Source organism: Candidatus Melainabacteria bacterium (assembly GCA_003963305.1).
Lineage (GTDB): Bacteria > Cyanobacteriota > Vampirovibrionia > Obscuribacterales > Obscuribacteraceae > PALSA-1081.
Genome location: RXJR01000006.1, coordinates 78,215 through 96,294, shown reverse-complemented (window position 1 = coordinate 96,294; position 18,080 = coordinate 78,215). Strand labels below are relative to the sequence as shown.

The following is an 18,080-nucleotide window of genomic DNA, read 5'->3' as shown; positions in this document are numbered from 1 at the left end:
GCTCTCAGAGGGACTTGAGTTCGTCGCATGTTCCGGCCTGTGTTAGCGCAGGTTAGCGCTTCTCGTGGAGGCTTCATGGAACGCCCTCGTCCCGAGTGCACGGCGCCTGGTGGTGGCTCTATGAGCGAGCGACGCTGTTGATGCGCAAGCTATGTTCTAGGCTTGAAGCAGTAACCGAATTTTTGAATATTCTCGATAATCGAGTCAGCTCCTTCGTCATCCAAGTGTCGTCTCAATCGTTTGATCGATGAACGGAGGGCATTGCTAGTGACGCTTTTATCGCAGTGCCATACACGATCGAGGATGGCATCGGTGCTTATCACTTGGTTGGGATGCCGCATGAAAAACTCGAGCAGAGCCAAATCGACCGGCATTATTGAAATGCTTTTGCCACCCTTGGTTACGACGCGAGTGGTTGTGTCCAGGACAATATCGCCCGAGTGGAGCATATTACTTTTGTATGTCTCAGGGCGGCGCAGCACGGAACGAATACGCGCCATTAACTCGCGCATGTCGAACGGTTTAGTTAGATAGTCGTCTGCTCCAGAATCGAGACCGGTCTCTTTGTTATCGATGGTGGCTCTGCCCGTTAGCATAAGAATGGGAGTTACTCCGCCTTTCTCGCGAAATCTCTTACACACTTCCAAGCCATCCATGTGAGGCAGTGAGAGATCGAGAATGATAGCGTCGTAGCTCAGTTGTTCCAGCCTGTAAAGTGCATCTGCACCATCGTGCACTACCTCGACGATGTAATGCTCCGCCGTTAACCACGCCGCCACCATCGATGTGAGCTCTTCGTCATCGTCTACGAGCAGGATCTTTGACATCTACTATGGCGCTTCTTCAGTGGTCCAAACTCCTGCATTTTATCAAATACGAGTAAAATGGGCGTGTCTCAAAAACTCTAGCCGTGATTTCTCTTAGAACAAAACTCGGACTCTTTATTGCTCTGCCGCTTGCATTTCAGATGCTTTTCTCGGTGGTAATCGGGATCCTGCTGGAACGCTCCGAATTGATGGCAGAATACGAGAATCGTAGTAAAGAGGTGATCGGACGCGCAAATTGGAGCGAATTTCTAGCTGCTTCTGTGGCGCTCTGTTGGACTGGCTACAAGCTGACAGCTCGACCTGAGTATCGGGAAGTCTTGCAATCGGTCAAACACAAGCTTTCCGAGGAGAACGAGCGCATGACTGCGCTGTATGCGGCCAATGAGACTCAAAGTGATGAAGCTCGCCAGTTGTTGTCGATCAACCACCGCCTGGATGAGAGACTGACGGTGCTTGATTCGCAGAAGGAATTGAGCCGCCCCGATCAGGTGAAAGCGCTCTTCTCTGGTAACGAGCTTCTGCCTTTGTGGAACGAAGCTATTACATTACGTCAGAAACTTCTGGCTAGCGAAAGAGGGCGATTCAAAGCCAATTTCGAAGATGTCGTGCCGCAGCGAAAGTTAATTCGCGTTCTCATGTACGCTGGTTTGGCTTTCTACGTTTTGCTTGCATTGCTGTCGACTCTTACTTATGGGGGGACCGTAGGGCGCCGAATCAAAGCTCTGATCGATAATGCTAATCGTCTATCGCGGGGTGAAGCCCTCAACCCGGCAATCGTAGGCAATGACGAAGTTGCTCTTCTCGATGACACATTCCATGCTATGGCCAATGCTATCAACGAAGCCGCCGAGAAGGAGCGCGCCATTATTCGAAATGCAGTCGATGTGATTTGTTCTATCGACGCCGATGGCAATTTCATTTCAGTAAATCCTGCGGCCGACGATCTGTTCGGTATTCCTCATGAAGAATTGAAGTCGCGTTCTTTGCTCGATCTGACCGATCCTGAAAGTCTGAACGACGCGAAGGATTCGTTGACTCGGGCACGAAGTACGGACAAGGCTTTTACTGTTGAATTGGCAATGCGCAGCACTGATGCGAGGCGAGTTGAAACGCTGTGGTCGATGCGCTGGGTGCCAAAGGAGTCTTCTATATTTTGTGTTGTGCATGATTTGACTGAACGCAAGCAAGTCGAGCGGCTCAAGCAAGAAGTGCTTTCGATGGTCAGTCACGATATACGTTCGCCGTTGACCACAATTCAGGGAGCCGTCGAATTCCTTCTCAAATCTAACGACTCTTCCCAATCACAACAGAGTCAGCATCTTTTGACTCTCGCTAAGAACAATTGTCAGCGCATACTGACGCTATCCATGGATATTCTGGACTTCGACAAACTCGAGTCTGGCATGCTCGAAATCAGAAAAGAAAAAGTGCCGGTGTTAGAAGTATTCGACGCAGTTCTGGAAACTATGCAGACGATTGCTGAGAAAAAGAACGTGCATCTTAGTTTGTCGGGCGCCTCCGCAACTGTTTTTGCAGATCGCGAACGGCTGGTGCAGATAATTGCGAATCTGGTTTCCAACGCCATTAAGTTTTCGCCGAACGGAGGCACTGTCAGCCTCGGAGCCGAAGAATCATACTCTTATGTCGAATTGACAGTCGCCGACCAGGGGCGAGGTGTTCCAGCGAATATGACTGCTGTAATTTTTGATCGTTTTCGGCAGATTGAGCGCGGTGACATGACAGAGAGAAGGGGAACCGGTTTGGGACTGGCGATCTGCAAACAGCTCGTAGAACTGCATGGCGGAACGATTGCATGCAGTAGCGAGCCCGGCAAAGGCAGTCTTTTCACCGTCCGTTTGCCTAAAGGCGAATAGGGACTGATGGACACAACACAGACACTGGTTTGTCGCAAAATCACAGCAGGAAACATCCCGAAACAAATACCGATGACGCCCCTTTTATGGAGGTAACAAGTCGTGTCCAGATCTTGCAGCGAATCTCAAAAATTTGCAGACTTACTAGACCGCGGTGATACGAATGCTCTCGAAGACGCCCTAAATCAGTACCGGTCCGTGCATTCGATGGATGAAATCAAGCAATGTGTTACTGAAACTAGTTTGAAAGAGCAGAAGAATGTCGGAATCGATGCTAAACCTGTATATTCCAATGGTCAATTAGTAGCAATCGAGTTTGACGAAGGAATTCTTAGTAAAACTGTCGCTATGAAGTAAGGCGGCTTAGCCCGCCTTGTTCACGATTCGCTCTCTGAATCTTATGTCTACAGCTGTACCACCGCTGAAGTAGGTTGGTCGGGGCGCTCCGCCGCCAGGTCCCATGGGAAATGTTCCTACTGATGTTCTTGGGTCACTAATTGAATTGTTCGCTATAGGGCCGCCGCTCGATGGTTCTACCTCTCCGAGAGGCTCTCCTGCGTGCAGACCCCCTAAATTTCGCCCCGGTTGGTTGACATAGTCTTTCACGATGACGTCGAAAAAGCTGCCGTTCGTGCTGTGGAGTGCAATACCTGACACCGATCGCCACTGATTCTGACTGACCGGCAGCTCCGGCAGCGGGTTAATCGCTTTCGACGTGACGGTTACAACTCCGTCTTTCTGGCACTCGTACAAAAAGGATTTGCCACCGCTCGTCGTGTCGATTGGTTTGGTCATTGCCTCCAGCAGCGATTGAACATCAAGTGTCTCGCCTCCTCGCCTTATCCAGTCGTAAAACGCGAGTCTGATGACCTTTTCGCTGCGAGGATGCTCTTCGCCAAGCACGGGAAGAGGCACCACTGTTAGTGGTGCATTGGGGTAGTCTGCTGCTGTTGGCGTTTGGACAAGGTCGGTAGGACTTTTCGTGATGTTCTTGTTGGCGAAGATACTGTAAAGCGAAGTGATCTCGGGAGCGCCTTTACCGGGAAAACTCACAGACAGAGCACCAGGATGCGGACATGTGTCTTGAAGACACGGCGGCTGGGCGCATGCTGCGCAGTGAACCAGACGCCGGCTGTTTTTCTCTACGAATTCTTGAGTGCCTTCGCATTTCACTACGCACGGAATGAAGTACGGTAAGTTGGGCATGGTTTCGCGAAAGTTCTTCACGTCGACGAGGCATGACGAAGAGCTTGTTCCAGCAAATACGAAACTCTTTCCTCTGAAAACGATATTCTTGTAGGCAACATAGTTGTAATTTGACTGTTCGTCTGTGTTTAGTCGTGCATACTTGGATGGTCTCGGAATCGGACAGTTGGTCGCTATGGCTTCGGCTCCGCCAAGAGTGATTTTCAGGGTATCGACGAGGAGTTTCGTCTGAGAGCCAGTCATGCGCTGCCCATTTGACTCGTAGGCCGCGAGTGCATCGTCCCATGGTGTGAGGGTGCCGCCGTCAGCATCAGTGGCATGCGCGCCGCGCTCTACGCAACGCACCAGCTCGGCAGACAACCGTTGCCGCGCCTGCATTAACCTCGCATAGTCGAAGTCTGCGCACTGCCTGAGTAAATCATCGTCGAGTAAGTCAGCTATCACCATGTCCAGACGGTTTGTCGCCAGTAATGAGTTAATCGACCGCACCGGGGTGTAGTAATTGTCTTGTGCCATCGTATTTTTATATGCGGGCGGTGAGTTTGATAGACCAACCAGTCCAACTGCCGGATCATCGACTACCACCTTGCTGAGTGATTTGGCTGCAGCAAGTGAAGCAGCCTCAATAGCCGTCTCTTGCTCCTGGTGCCCGCCAACTGTTCTGACAAAGCTCAGTGCGAAGAAGGCAAGAACGACTAGAATCCCAATAAAGACGGTTACTACAAGTGCCAGGGAACTCCCTGTACATGAACGTAAAATGCGGTGTCGTCTGGCGCGTTTGCAGGACATTGACTTTTAGCTCCGCAAAAAAATTTTGGGTTAGAGTTTGTGCCTTAGGGTCAGAGTGGTGCCAGAGTTTGTACATTCATCGTATCGGCATTGTTCCATGCCGGGGTCTATTGCTAACAGTCCACTTGTTGATCCGCCGACGGAAATAGTATCGAGACTTGTTGTGTCGGGATTGTGTTCGTGTTCGAGCCCACAGTCGCGACAGTGGAACTATTGAAATAATGCTTCGAAGCTGATTCTTAGTTCGTCTACGGTTTGAAAGCGCTGCTCTTTGTCTTTTTCCAGGCACTTCTGGAGGATTCTGTCCAACAAGATGTTTTGTTCATCAGGGATGTCGGAGAGTTTCAGGTGCGGTGGTTCGGCATTTATGTGCAACATGATTGTTTGCAGGGCGTCCGCACCCAGAAAGGGTGGTTTTCCTGTAAGCATCTCGTACAACACGCAGCCCAGCGCATAGATGTCGGATCGATGGTCTACTTTCAGTCCGCGGCATTGCTCTGGACTCATGTAGGGTGGGCTGCCGAAGACTTCGCCAGTTCTCGTGAGGCTTTCCACGGATTGATCGGTCGTTGGTTTTGCCATGCCGAAATCCACTAATTTGACAGTGATGGAACCATTTGATTCCGTCACAATCATCAAGTTGCTGGGTTTCACGTCTCTGTGTAAAACGCCCTTCTCGTGGGCGTGCGCAAGACCATTACAGGTTTGAACGAAAAGGTCTGCGGCTTGAGACAGACGCAATTTGCCTGCTTTTTTAATCATCTCTCCCAGACTGGTTCCGATCAGAAGTTCCATAACCAGGTATGGTTGACCCATGTCGTTTTGCCCAAAATCGTGGATTTCAATTACATTCTTGTGTGAGAGGATGCCGGATGACCTGGCTTCTTGACTGAACCTTCGCACGATTTCGGAGCGAAAGTTCAGGTGCGGATAGAGCAATTTCACGGCAACAGTATTACCGAGCGTGCAATGTTTAGCGCGATAAACAAGCCCTGTTCCACCACCACCCAGGAGTTCTACAAGTTCATACTTCTGGTCAAATATGGTGCCGATAAACGGATCGGCATCATCATCACAATCTGATTCTTCTGAGTCAGAGGTGGTGGCACTTTTTATTTGTCCAGATTGGATAGTTTGGTCTTGTTTTTCTGCTGCTGTGGTACCAGATACGGAGACAATGTGCGGAAAAATGATTTGTCCTTCTGGATCTAGTTTCTTTCTCAATCTTCGAAGCGTTGTCCTGGCGATCGCGTCTGTCATCTCTTCTGCTGCGTCTGCTAACGCTTCTGATGTCGTTTCGGAATTTGTTGGCCAGACTTGTTTTACAAGGTCTGGAAATTCGAGAACCAGATGGGGGTATTTTGCGCAGAATTGAAGAAGTTGATACTCTCTGGGTGTAAGAACGACTGTTCGTCCACTTTTGGTTGCGCGTTGTTTTGTCGTGTCTAAAACGATGTCTCCGAGCAGCAACGAATTCATGCTCTGGACTTTTGTGTATCTTCTGAGCTGAGCTCTTATTCTGGCGTTGAGTTCTTTCATATCGAAAGGCTTGGTCAAATAGTCGTCCGCGCCTTCGTCCAGGCCAGTTTCCTTCTCATCTGACGACTGCCGTCCTGTCAGTATCAGAACTGGTGTTGTGCCGCCCTGAGCACGAAACTCTTTGAGAATTTCAATGCCGGAAAGTCCAGGGAGATCCCAGTCGAGAATTATCAAATCATATGGATGCTTGAGAATGTTGTCACGACCTTCTGTGCCTGTGTAGACGACATGAACTGTGTGATCTTCAAACTCCAGCATCGAGCGGACTAGACCCGCCAAATCCTGGTTGTCCTCAACTAAAAGTACCTTAGCCATGGCAGCACAGATTAGCACTAACCGGAGCGAGCGGCTACGGGAAGTAAAGAGGCGTTGGGCGATGTTCGTTTAGTGGAGTTGAGTTCCCCGTCTAAGTCTTGCTTTTGGCACGGTAAATCCGGTCGACCTGGTTGTCTCTTGCGTTTGGCGCCGTGAATCCGGTCGACCTGGCTATATCTTGCGGTACGGTTCTGGAGCGATGTTTTCCGGAACGCTCAGTAGCTGATTTGGGTCTGTAGTTTCCGGCAATCTGAAGGGCTGGCGCAATACCGTTGTTTCATTGCCAACAGTGTGGTGCACTGAGCCATTTGGTTTAGCAATGATGAACTCAGTTGCTTTCACAAATTGCGTAAGTGTTCCGTCGCTGTCAACCTGAAACTTTTGACCGCTCCCTGGATTTTTGGGATCTGAAGGGTATCTATACCAAAAGTCCTGCTGAACACCATCGACGCTCCCGCCCGGTCTGAAAGTCTCGCTTGTTTTGTTCGAGGCGTGAGTGATTGTCACTTCTGTTAATTTGGTTGCTTTCTCATCCCACTTGTATTCACGGCGATCGCCGTATGCATCGGCAACTTGCGTGGTAACCCACTGTCCATTGATTCGCCTGGTGTCAATTGTGGAACCATCTGGTCTTAAGGTGCGCCGCTCGTTTTCTTTTAGTTGTAACTGCAGCGATCCATCATTGAGAATTTCGGCTTTTTGTGCGCTGTCGGGCAGTTTGAGCCAGGCTTCCTTTATGCCTTGCGATTGCACAATCACGTCGCCGTTCGCAGCAACTTTGAATTGTTCCACCCTCCCAGATTTGCCGTCTCTGGCTGCATAACTGACATTGATTTCAGATGGCTTACCCTGGGTGTCGAGAGTTACTGATATTCTGTCTCCATTCGGACGATTCACTTCTCGAAGGTGTCCCTGACTATCCTTCCAAACCGTGGCTCCGTGAGATGGCTCAGAGTGCCAATCTTTGGGGTGGCTTCCGCGCTCACGATCTTTGCGATCGTAGTCAGGACTCTTATCCCATTTGTCGAGTTGTCCCTTTTTCGTTTTGGCAACTATTTGCCCTGATTCGTGATCGACGAGAAACTTTCCATCGACATGGCCGCTCTTATCGCGGTGGATCATGAGCAGCCTTCCGGTCTTGTCAAAGCCGATCAGCTCTAAGTCTGAGCTTGCTAATGCGCCGCCGGGTTTGTGCAATTCGTTATTGAGAAGTTTGATTCGTTTGCTGGCTTCGATCAACTGTTCCTGGTGTTGTGTTGCAGTTTGTTCGGCGTTTCTTCTTTCTGCAGATGCACCAAGAGTACGTTCAATTGCGCTGCTTGCTCTTTCTGTTGCATTGATCGCTTTTTCGGTTGCGCTGCTTACTTTTTCATTTGTACCGCTCGCTTTTTCGGCTGCGCTGATAGCACCTTCAACTGCGGAGCGTGCAGCCTTTGTCGAGTCTTTCGGCGGTGCACCCCAACTGTCCTGGGCTACATCACTGATGCGCTTCTCTTTACCATCTTTGTCTTTGATCTTGGTTTCTGTGAATACCTGGTCACCAAGGTTGTGGTCTTTCATTGGACGGCGGCTCCTTTGACACTTCTTATTTTTGATCGTCTCTTATATTGTCGGAGGCGTAGTTGGTGGCGTATTTGGTGGTTGTGGTGGTTTACTTCGGGCTTGATTTTGTGCTTGAACTTGTGCTTGCTTTTGTATTTGGTTTTGAATGTAGGGCACGGCTCGAAGCTGAAGGTCTGTAGCCCATCTGTGCATTCCTGCTCGTGCCAGGTTTCGAGTAAAGGCAGTGCATGCAGCCAATTCATCTGTTGCCACCATAGTGGTAAGATTTTGTGGCAGAGGATGGTCGATCAGATTAAGTCTGCTTGGAGATTGAATTGTCGCAAGCAATGCAACCGAGATCTGTTCGACGGCATCTTGCTCAAGCTGGGCTCGTCCTGCGTTGCTATCGCCGTTGGCTTCCTTTTTGCTTTGGAACAATGCGTCATTCCACTCTTTTTCAGAGGGAACAGACATGATCCATTTTTCTCTGTCTGAAGGAATAGTTTTAGCTGCATCCCATTTCAAATTTGGATTCATCGCTCGGCAATCCACGAGTTGTCCAGTAATTTTTTCGATGCCGTGGATAGTTACATCTAAAGGAAAGTACTCGCCTGTTCTTTTGTTGATAAGAAGGTAATCGCAGCCAAACTTGTCTAATACACAATTCGAGGGGATGGGCAGTCCGATCCAATCTTTGCCTCGATTCATCGCGTCGTTGATGGCGCGATCTACTTGCTGCTCTACAGCTGTGTATTCTGCAGCATCTTTATTACCTACCGAATCGGTTAGTCCTCGAATAATTGTGAAAAGAGCTTGTCTCTCCGCGTCATCCTGTTTGACTCCTCTTTTGACCAGGTATGCGGTTTCGGAAGCCAGTTCATCTTTGAGGTCTCGTTTGATTGTGTCGACGAGCTGTTTGTCTTTCGACAGAACTTGCGGTTGCTCTGCTATGACAACATCTGACAGTAGTCGGGAATTGAGTGCTGTCGCCGCGCGCGCTGCGAAAGTCACTTCCTGTGCGCGTCCGTCCTGCGGGTTATACCTGGGTGCATAGCCCTGCTTAGCAACAAATCCGTCTGTGGGTTTGTTTTTGCGCGCCCCTTCATTCTGTGGCGCTTCAAGGTAAGCGGTAATATCGCTAACACGTTTTCTCATTTCAGATTCCAGTCTGGTGCCCAGTTTCTGATACTGTGCGCGTTCGACCTTCGACAGATTCTCTTCATCGATGCGAGTGTAAGATTGCACTGCTTCTTTCCAGTATTCTCTTACTTTTTCCGGATCTGAAAGATTGGAAACTCTTTCAGTCAAGCGCAATCCAACCTGCAAATCAGACGGATGACAATCGATCATAACCTTACGCATTTCGGCGTAAGTCAGTTGTTCTTCGTTGCGAATCGCGTCGGAGAGCTTTTCTGGAAGAGCTGCTGGGTCATGATATTTGACTACCTGTTCGAGTATGCGCGCCTTTTCGTGTGAGTGAGCCATAACCTGAATAGCAGTTTTGAGTTCAGCTGGTGCGTTGCTCAGTTCTGCTATGAGATTTTGAGCTTTCGCAACATGATCCAGAATGTTGCCTTTGGAAAGATGTCTGTGTATGTTGAGTCGATTTATCCGGTTCGCTTCTAATTGAGCGTGATATTCTTGCGGGTACTGTGTGGATTGCTGCTTAGGCACGTCGCCAACACTCTGCGCCGGCTTTTGTGGCATGTCAGCCAACTCGTCTCCCGATGGGAGTTGCGACTTCTCTCCTGTGCCGCCCTCTTTGTAGTTTTGACCGTCTGACCGGTTCTGGAGACGCTTTTCGCTTTGGTTGTTACCTTTGCTATCGTCTCTGGTGCTTGAATCGGCTCCGTCAGTCTGCTGGCTTTTAGATTGTCGTGCCTGTTCTTCCGAGTTTTCGGTTCTGTAATAATTGTCTGGTATTGCACCTTGCTCAACCATATTCAGGTCGCCATATTTTTGTTGTTCTTGCATCTGCTGAATCTGCATCATGCGCAGCAGCGGATTGTCCTGCCTCATGTTCATGACACCATCTGAAGTGCTTGGCCCTGATGCGAGGCTCTGCTCTCCAGACATCCAGAATTTGCCGAGTTTGTCTGAATACATTTTTTGTCTTGTAGTCAGCGGCGCTTCTTCGCCGGAACCTCTTCCCTTTGCCCACTCATCCACAAGTGAATCCGTGTGTCTGGTCTCTGTCTCAGCCAGGTTGCCGAAATAGACAAGTTGGTCGTGAATGATTGCTTCTTTTATGCTGTCTTTGACAAGCTCCTTCATCAGAATTGGTAGAGCTTCTTCGAATCGTTGTCGGGTCAGACTTCCGATTGAGCCATTGCGTGGATTTTTGAAGTGTTCCAGAAGGAACGCATAAGTGCGCAGCTCGGTGCGATTAAATGCTTTTGGAGTTGAAGGTGCTGCGGCCGAATCATTGAGATGCTCTTCCATTTGCCTCAACCAGACTTCTCTCGATTCGGTTGGATTGAGACCTGGATTTGCGCTTCTCCGAATTGCTGCCTCAACGATGTTTGCTACGAAATCAGGTGCGTTGTTGTCAGATACAGCTCGGTAGAGCATGTCTTCGAATTGTCTGTCTTTTCGATTGAACTCTCCGATTCCACCAGTAAGGTGATGATTATTTCCAAATAATTCGTTTCTGAACATTGGATTTGAGCAAACCTTTTGCAGCAGCTTTTTGGCTTCGAACTCTGCAAGTGGATTTGGTCCATCTTCAATTCTATGTGCCTGAGTAAAGAGCTCATTCAAATAATTTCTCAGTCCGTTGCCGCTTAAGTCTCGCGGAGTCAGCGCTCTTGCCAGGTTGAGCATCTTTTCGGAGAGATCTGCTTGACGCTCTGCTGAGCGTTGTTCTTTCTTGTGCAGGTCACTTGCTAATCGACTTCCGCGCACATATTCGGGGTCGATGTTCAGTGCGTCGGCGGATAATTTGACAGATTCTTCCAGATATTTGCGCGACGAATCCATAGCCTGCTGGAAGAATTTTTCGTTGAGTGGAACGAATTCAGTGAAGGCTGTGCGCGACTTGTATTCATTTTGCAACTCTGCCAAAAACGTTCTGCCTTCGGGCGTCCAGCTACCATCGTGCGCTTTGAGTTGGTCGAACGAATCAATGCCCTTTTGTCGCATCAGATCTGTGGCAAGTGCTTGAATAATTGCTCTGTCTTGAGTGACGTGCACGCCTTCATGAATGAATGGTTTGGGTGAGAATAAGCTATATCCGAGAATTTCGCTTTCACGAAGCTGGGTTATACCGCGTCCTCTGAGGTAGCCTGCATCTGCTCCAGATTCAGCCATTTCTCGATCTGACAGCACTACGATTCTGGGGGGCGGCTCACCGAAAGCCTCTATGTGTGCTTTTCGCAGCGCATCTAAGCGCTCTTTTATGATCACCTGCTTTTCTTCTTGACTGAGATTTTTGTCGACGGGAGTGAAACTATCTCCGATTTGCTTTACGTTTTCAGCGAACTTGCGAATCGTTTCCCTCTGTAGAACTTTGTGCTTATCTACTTTCATTTGCAGGTAAAGGAAACGGTCTCTCGCTTCTTCGCTCGGAAAATCGTGGATGCGACGGAATGAGTAGTCGACGGGGGACTTGCGCATCTTTTGCTGATGGGGATCGAAATCCTTCAGTATGGCGTCGAATTCTGGTGCGCGTGATTCGGCTTTTGATGACTCTCGGACGAGGAATTCACGAAGGGCGTCGCTAGGTCCAGATTTTAGTAGTTCACGGCTGCCGATGACGATTGATCCATCTGAGTACTCCTTACCTGTATCCGTTAATTGATGAGTGCGTTTCAGTGTGACGTGAGGTTGATGATTTTGCTCACAATATTGATCCATTACCGCTTGAAGGACGTTGAGTCGTTCATCGAGTAATCTTCGGAGTGTTCGCTCTGCATCTTCGTGTTTCTGGCGTGCTTCGACATACTTCTCGTACTGTGCGAGTTGGTCGCCACTTAGTTTTGTTCTTGCATAGTCGATATCGTGGAAGCGCTCTGGCTGGATAATGGGCTTTCCGTCTGCGCCTGTTTTGTGGCATAGCTCGTCGACTAGCTTTTCTGTAATCTCCTGTCTGATCTTGAATCGTCCATCTGCGTCGATGACCGCGAGTCCTACTTCTCCATTGCCGACTTCTCGCCAGTTTTTGGTGTTATCTGTGCAGATTTTTTCAAGATCGGCAAGTTGTCTTTCGGTTTTTGCTTGAGCTGCCCGGACCTTGTATTCAACTGTTTCGTTCTCTCGTCCGACTTTCCTGAGTTCGGCGTGTAAAGTGTTTAGCTCTGTTTCGTTCAGGCGTTCCTTCAGCAACCAGCTCATCGCTATGTCAAGTTTGCCGTTGCGGTAGCCTTTTGCTGTAGTGTGGATATCGAGACTATGCGTCACTTCGATTGGCGCAAGAGCATTTTCTCGGCAGTACGCGTCGATCATTTTTTGTACATCGGATCTGCGCGACTCTAACTCGGTGTGTAGCTCTCTGGCAGAAGTTTCATATGCTTGGCGTTTTTCTACATACTCGTTATAGATTTTCAATTGTTCTGGGTTGTCTGCTAACGCAGATTTGACGATGTTCACTTCGTGGAGCATGTCTTTGCGAATCGGTCTTGTGTCGCCAGGTTCTCCGCTATTGCAGAGCGCGTCGCTTGCTTTTTTGACAGCTTCGAGAAAAGATTGTTCTCGTCCTTCTTTATCGATTACTTTCAGTCCCGGTTCCTTGCCGTGCTCATGCTTCCATCCTTTAGTGTGTTGGCTGGCTAATTGCTCGAGAGATTGGCGTTGCCGCTCAATTACAGCGGGACTTTCAAGTTCGATTCCAGCGCGACTTTCGGGCTCGATTCGAGTTTTTGTTGCGGGGGCTTCTGGTGACGAGTCGGAAACACTCTTTGGTGTCTCTGGTTTTGTCGTGGCTGAGTCAATATGTTTTGGTGTCGAGTCGTGGGACGTCTTTGAGTCTGGTTGGGTAGGGATCGTGTCGTGGGCCGTCTTTGAGTAGGACTGGTTTGCTGTCGAATCATGAACACTACCTGTAGTGCTTTGTTCCGGCTGAATTGATTCGACTGATTCGCTGGACGGGCGCGATTTTGGTGCGTATTTTTCTGACCAGGCGTGAATAGGGCTTCCTGCAATGCTTATAAGCGGACTGGAAGCTGCTGCCATAGCTCCCTGTTCATGAATCTCCTGAAGCACTCTTGTGTAATTCATGTTCTCATACAGTTCTTGCTCGGTCGGAGCGTGCCCGAGTTTTTCAGCTACTCTTTGTTTTTCGTTTTTGATTGCATCGTTAATTGACGACATGGCGCCGTTTGCATAAGCTGTGCTGACTTCGGAGGGGAGTCTGCTGGCGAACTGTGTGAAACACTCCGATGCAAAATCATTGAAGACGCGTTTGGATCTAAATTGAATATCAGAGAGTGCGCGCTCTTCGCCCAGGAAGCTGAGGAATTTGTTTTTGGAACCTTCGAGTTCTTGTGACAATTTGCCAAGGTTTCCGACTGTATTGCCAATCGTTTGGGCGCCTACGTTGAAGAGGGTTCCCGTTAAAAGTCTTTCTGGACCCAACGATTCTTGCAAGTTTAGTCCGTCCTTACTTCTCACGCCTGCGGCCAAATCATACAGAGCTGTTTGCGCCGCACCCTCTCCGAGTTGCAGACTATTTTTCAGCACGGCATTTGCGATTGGATTGTTTGCGATCTTGGTCGAAAGCTGGCCAAAGTTGCTGTCTAATAACATCTGATCCGCAGTGGTAAATATCTTCTCGCCGGGTCCAGCGATTTGCACACCCTTCGCCGCCAGCTGTTCTAATGGCACTCCGCAGCGTTGCAGTTCTTCCAGTGCTACGGGAACCTTTTGAAGATCGAGGGAGTGTTTGCCGAGTTCCTCTACCGAGAAGGAGACTTTCGCCAGATCCTTCTCTTTGAGTCCGGCTTGCATCAGTCGTTCCATGCTGACAGCGCCTGATTTCAATTCCTCAGCCGTGATACCAACTTTGGCTAGACCTTTAGTTGTGAGCCCCGCTTTATTGAGGTTCTCAATAGTTACCATAGCCTTGCTCACTTGAGCAAGTTCAATGTCACCTTTTACCAATTGCTCTACTCGTACACTTGCTTTTGCCAGGTTCGCCATATTGACTTCGGCTTGGCTCAACTGGTTCATGGTGACTCCCAGCTTTCCGAGTCCTTGAGCCTTCATCATGGTTCCGAAGGCATTCAGCGAGTTCGCCATACCCTCCATGGTGCCTGACGCCAGATTTGTATATGCTTCGTTCCAGCCACCTTTCTCAGTGTGTCTACCAATGACGGAGATGGTACCGCCGGCGAGACCGGTAGCCCCTACTTCAGTTGTGAGAACAGTTACTCTGGATAAGTTTGCCAGTTTGCCTGCATTGGCAAGTCCGTTGAATGCTGCGCCCACTCCCATGGTGGCAATCGTAGTGGTAGCCATGATTAAGCCTTCGTTGGCTTGTTGCTCTAGCTGTGTTGTTCTCTGAACTAATTCTGTGCCATCGGCTGTCGTGGTGCGACAGTTTTCCATCATTAGTTGAGTTGCTCTAGTGCATTGATCAACGCGGTTGTTGTCCAGGTTCTTAGGATTAAATCCTTCTTTGAATAGGGTTTGGAATTCCTTTTCCAGACCGGACTTCTGCGTGCGGAAGGTTGCAACTTGTTGATCCATGGTGCCTTCAGCGTCGCCCAGCAAGTAGTTGCTGACTCCAGAGGTGATGTGTCTGCCATCTTTGTACTCCTTGATGGCTTTCTCCATGTCGACCTGTCGTTGAGAAGCCTCAGCGGTAAGAGATTTGGTGTCTACTAGCCCGCCTTCGTACATTCGTCCGTTGAGTCCGACTTTTGTTCTGCCCAGACCGACAAGTTGATGTGTTTCGTTGGATGCACCGGGTCCTTCGAATTTGAATTCCATCAACACGCGATCTTCTTGTTTTAGATCTATCGGCGCGCGACCCTTTATTTTTATGACATAGTCGGGAGTGACTTCGCCAACGGATTTTCCATCAACCATGACGTGATTGTCTTTGAATTCGATTAGTTCATTTCCGACTCTTGCTTTTCCTGTGATGACTTTGTCTTTGAGGTCGGGGCGTTTGAGCACCGTTTTGGGTTCTTCATGTTTTTTGGGTTCTGGTTTCGTTTTTGGAGTTTGTGTCAGGTGCTCCAGTTCTCGGTTGTAAAAGCCGAGGGAGTTCAAATCGACTTTTCCGTCTTTTACGATTTGATCTAGCGAAGCAAGCTTTTGATCGCTTCTGCGATGTGTGAGTTCGACTGTTTCCTTCAGTGCGTCGTAGTCGGATTTGCCGCCGAGTTGTGCAAATCCCCCGGCCCAATGACCGACAACATCGTCGTCCTTCTCTTTCAACTTCGTCTCTGCGTCGCGAACGAGTTGTTTTTCGCGCGCCTTCGCGTCTTGAATGTCGAAGAATCCTCCGCTCACTATAGATTTTTGATCTGGAGCGACAACTTGCTCTCCCAAACAGACAGCCTGAATTCGTTGACTCTTTACGGCGCCTTCACCTTTGATTTCGAGGTCTATGACAGTTCCCTTCGATGCGCAAAGTGGTTTCGTTTCAGACTCTTTGCCCTTGAATAGAGTTATACTGCCACCATCTAATTTGCCGCCGGCAAAGTTTGGTGCTTCCACGATTCCTTTCTGAACCATGTTGCCGTTTTGGTCTTTGACGAGGATCATCCCCATTTCGACTTTGTGTTTTCCGGGCGGATCATCCAGCGAAATTTCGCCATTGCTCATGTTGGACGACATGATGAATCTTCGATCTTGACCTCGCTCCTTGCCGATGAAGGAGTATCCGCGAAGTTCTGAGTTGATGTCGATTTTGCCTTTGCCACTTTCGATTGATTTTGTCAGAGTGCCGCTGCTGTCAAGCTTTCCGAGGTACTCGCCGGTTTCGTCAAACACATTGTTTTTTGTGATGATGCCGCCGAGTCGACCGTCTGGTTTGAGTAGCATGCCATTCTTGCCAGGACCATTGCTTTCGATTGCCTGACGATTATTCAAGATGTCGTGTGTATCGAAGAAGGACGAACCTTCCATTTGATCGAGTGATGTGCCATCTTTGATTCGTTGCTTGCCGATTTTCAGGTCGACGCCATTCTCTAGAGTTAGCTTGTTGTCTTTGTCCAGGTGTCCGATGAGATTCTTGTTTTTGTCTCTGACTTCGCCGAATCGCGCGTGGTATGAGTGAATGCCGTCGTCAGTTTCGAGGACGATTGTTCCTGTCTTGCTTTCTGTAAGCGCGTAGTCTGTGAGTCCAACTGGTTGTTCGACTTTTTCCGCCTGTGCTGCCTTGATTTGGAAGTTGTAGAGATTCTTCATTCGCGCCAGATCTTTTTGCGCGCTTGCTTGCGCAGTGGCGTCTTTGAATTCTTCGCCGTCAACTTTAGCACCAACGATTTTGTCGTCTTTGACTTCGTACTTGACGGTGTGCCCTTTCGGATTGCGAACGTGAAACTCGGTGGTGTGTCCGTGCGAATCGAGTCGAAGTTCTTCGCTGCGTCCGTCTTTGTATGCTCTCGTGACTTTAGTGCTGTTGTCTGGATCGCTGCTGATTTTTTCTTTTATCGAAGGTGTTTGTTTTTCGACATTTTTTGGATCGTCGTACCAGCACTTCTCAACGACTTGTTTGGCTGGATTTTTTTCTTCCAGATTTCTTGTCACGCTGAAAACTTCGCCCGGCTTTTCCTTTTCACCCTGTGTGTAGACGTAGTCGACTCGATACTTTCGCGAGAGCTGATCGCCTTCCATCGCGAAGCCGACTTTTGAGGTTCTGTGTCCGTTCGCGTCGTAGCCGACGTTGGTTACGGTGCCGTCAGGTTGGTAGGTGGTCGTCTCTTTTTTAACGTGCGACTTCGAGTCTTTGTTGACCGCTTCGACGTTGATTGCGCCGGTGACCTGGTCGACTTTGATTTTGCTGGAATCTTTGTTGTCTAGCTGGGCAAGGATGTGATTGCCCTGTTTGACTTCCATGCTCGCCGCGTTGCCTGTTTTGTCGTATTTGAAGTGGGTGGTTGTGTCGCCCCGCTGCATTTCCTGCACGTTGCCCGTTTTCTTGTCGTACTTGTAGCTAACGTTTGTTTTCTCGTCGGTGTATTCGAATTGTCCTGCCCGGACTCTTTGCTCGGGCGTCATTTTATTGAGAGCGAGGGGCTTTGGTTCCCGGGGGGCGTCTTTGGGCGGGGCGGAAATTTCCTTGAGAGTCTTGGCGGCGGTGTTTTCAACCTTGTGTAGATTGTCTTCCAGGAATTTGGCCGTTGTTTTGACTTTTGCGATTTCCTCGGTGATATTGGTTTTTGCCCTTTCTTTGAGCTGGTAAATGTAGTTGGAAAGGCTGGTCTTTTCGGCGGGCTTTTCGGTCGCTGGGTGCTTCGAGTCGGTGGAATTCTTTGGGTTGGGGTGCTTTGAGTCGGTGGAATTCTTTTGGGTGGCGTGTTTCGCCTCGGTTGTGCTCTCTGGGTGTTTCGGTACCGACTTGCGCCCCTCGGCGGATTTCATGTCGGACCTGATTTCTGCCTGGTGTTGAGTGGCTTTTGTCCCCGTTGATTTTGCATCGGATTGAGGTTTTACGACGCCCTTGCTGGAGTGTGCGTCACCTTTGTTGGCGTGTCCGTCGCTGGCTTTGGACGACTCCGTTGGCTTTGCCGATCTCTTCTCAGATGCATGGGTCGATTTGTGTTCAGATTTTGTTGCCGGTCCATGGCTGTCGCCATAAATTGACCTGGCGATGCCGGAGAAAGCCTTCACTGTTGACTTCATGGTCCTCGTGACCATATTGTCAGAAGATTCGGGTGGGTGAGATTTTGGCTTGTCTTTGCCCATTTTGGGGCTCCTCGGGCGTCCTGGGATCTAAGGCTCGTAATTATCAGGCGGGCGCATGGCAAAATTGGGTCACGCGTGGCAGATAACTAAAAGACTGATGATTTTGTACCACCGAGATATCCATTAATATGTG

The 18,080-nt window shown here is 49.2% G+C and carries 7 protein-coding genes; 2 read left to right on the top strand and 5 right to left on the bottom strand.

The window, feature by feature from the left end; all coding sequences use genetic code 11:
* Positions 1-149: 149 nt before the first annotated feature.
* Positions 150-827 (bottom strand): response regulator transcription factor, encoded by a 678-nt coding sequence (locus EKK48_08025; GenBank protein ID RTL43684.1) that lies wholly within the window; start codon positions 825-827, stop codon positions 150-152.
* Between the two features lie 83 nt (positions 828-910).
* On the opposite strand from EKK48_08025, the gene EKK48_08020 reads away from it, so the two are divergent.
* Together EKK48_08020 and EKK48_08015 are read left to right on the top strand one after the other, a co-directional pair.
* Positions 911-2,701 (top strand): PAS domain S-box protein, encoded by a 1,791-nt coding sequence (locus tag EKK48_08020; GenBank protein RTL43683.1) that lies wholly within the window; start codon positions 911-913, stop codon positions 2,699-2,701.
* Between the two features lie 102 nt (positions 2,702-2,803).
* Positions 2,804-3,058: a hypothetical protein gene (locus EKK48_08015; GenBank protein ID RTL43682.1), complete on the top strand. Its 255-nt coding sequence runs from the start codon at positions 2,804-2,806 to the stop codon at positions 3,056-3,058.
* A gap of 6 nt (positions 3,059-3,064) precedes the next feature.
* On the opposite strand, the gene EKK48_08010 is transcribed toward EKK48_08015, so the two are convergent.
* The 4 genes from EKK48_08010 to EKK48_07995 form a co-directional block, all read right to left on the bottom strand.
* Positions 3,065-4,696 (bottom strand): hypothetical protein, encoded by a 1,632-nt coding sequence (locus EKK48_08010; protein ID RTL43681.1) that lies wholly within the window; start codon positions 4,694-4,696, stop codon positions 3,065-3,067.
* A 210-nt stretch (positions 4,697-4,906) separates the two neighbouring features.
* A complete protein-coding gene (locus EKK48_08005; protein ID RTL43680.1) occupies positions 4,907-6,550 on the bottom strand; it encodes a response regulator in 1,644 nt (547 codons plus the stop codon).
* A gap of 171 nt (positions 6,551-6,721) precedes the next feature.
* The gene (locus tag EKK48_08000) at positions 6,722-8,110 is read right to left on the bottom strand and encodes a hypothetical protein (GenBank protein RTL43679.1); all 1,389 of its coding nucleotides are present in this window, start codon (positions 8,108-8,110) and stop codon (positions 6,722-6,724) included.
* A 42-nt stretch (positions 8,111-8,152) separates the two neighbouring features.
* On the bottom strand, positions 8,153-17,947 hold the full coding sequence (locus EKK48_07995; GenBank protein ID RTL43678.1) for a hypothetical protein: 9,795 nt from the start codon (positions 17,945-17,947) through the stop codon (positions 8,153-8,155).
* Positions 17,948-18,080: the final 133 nt, after the last annotated feature.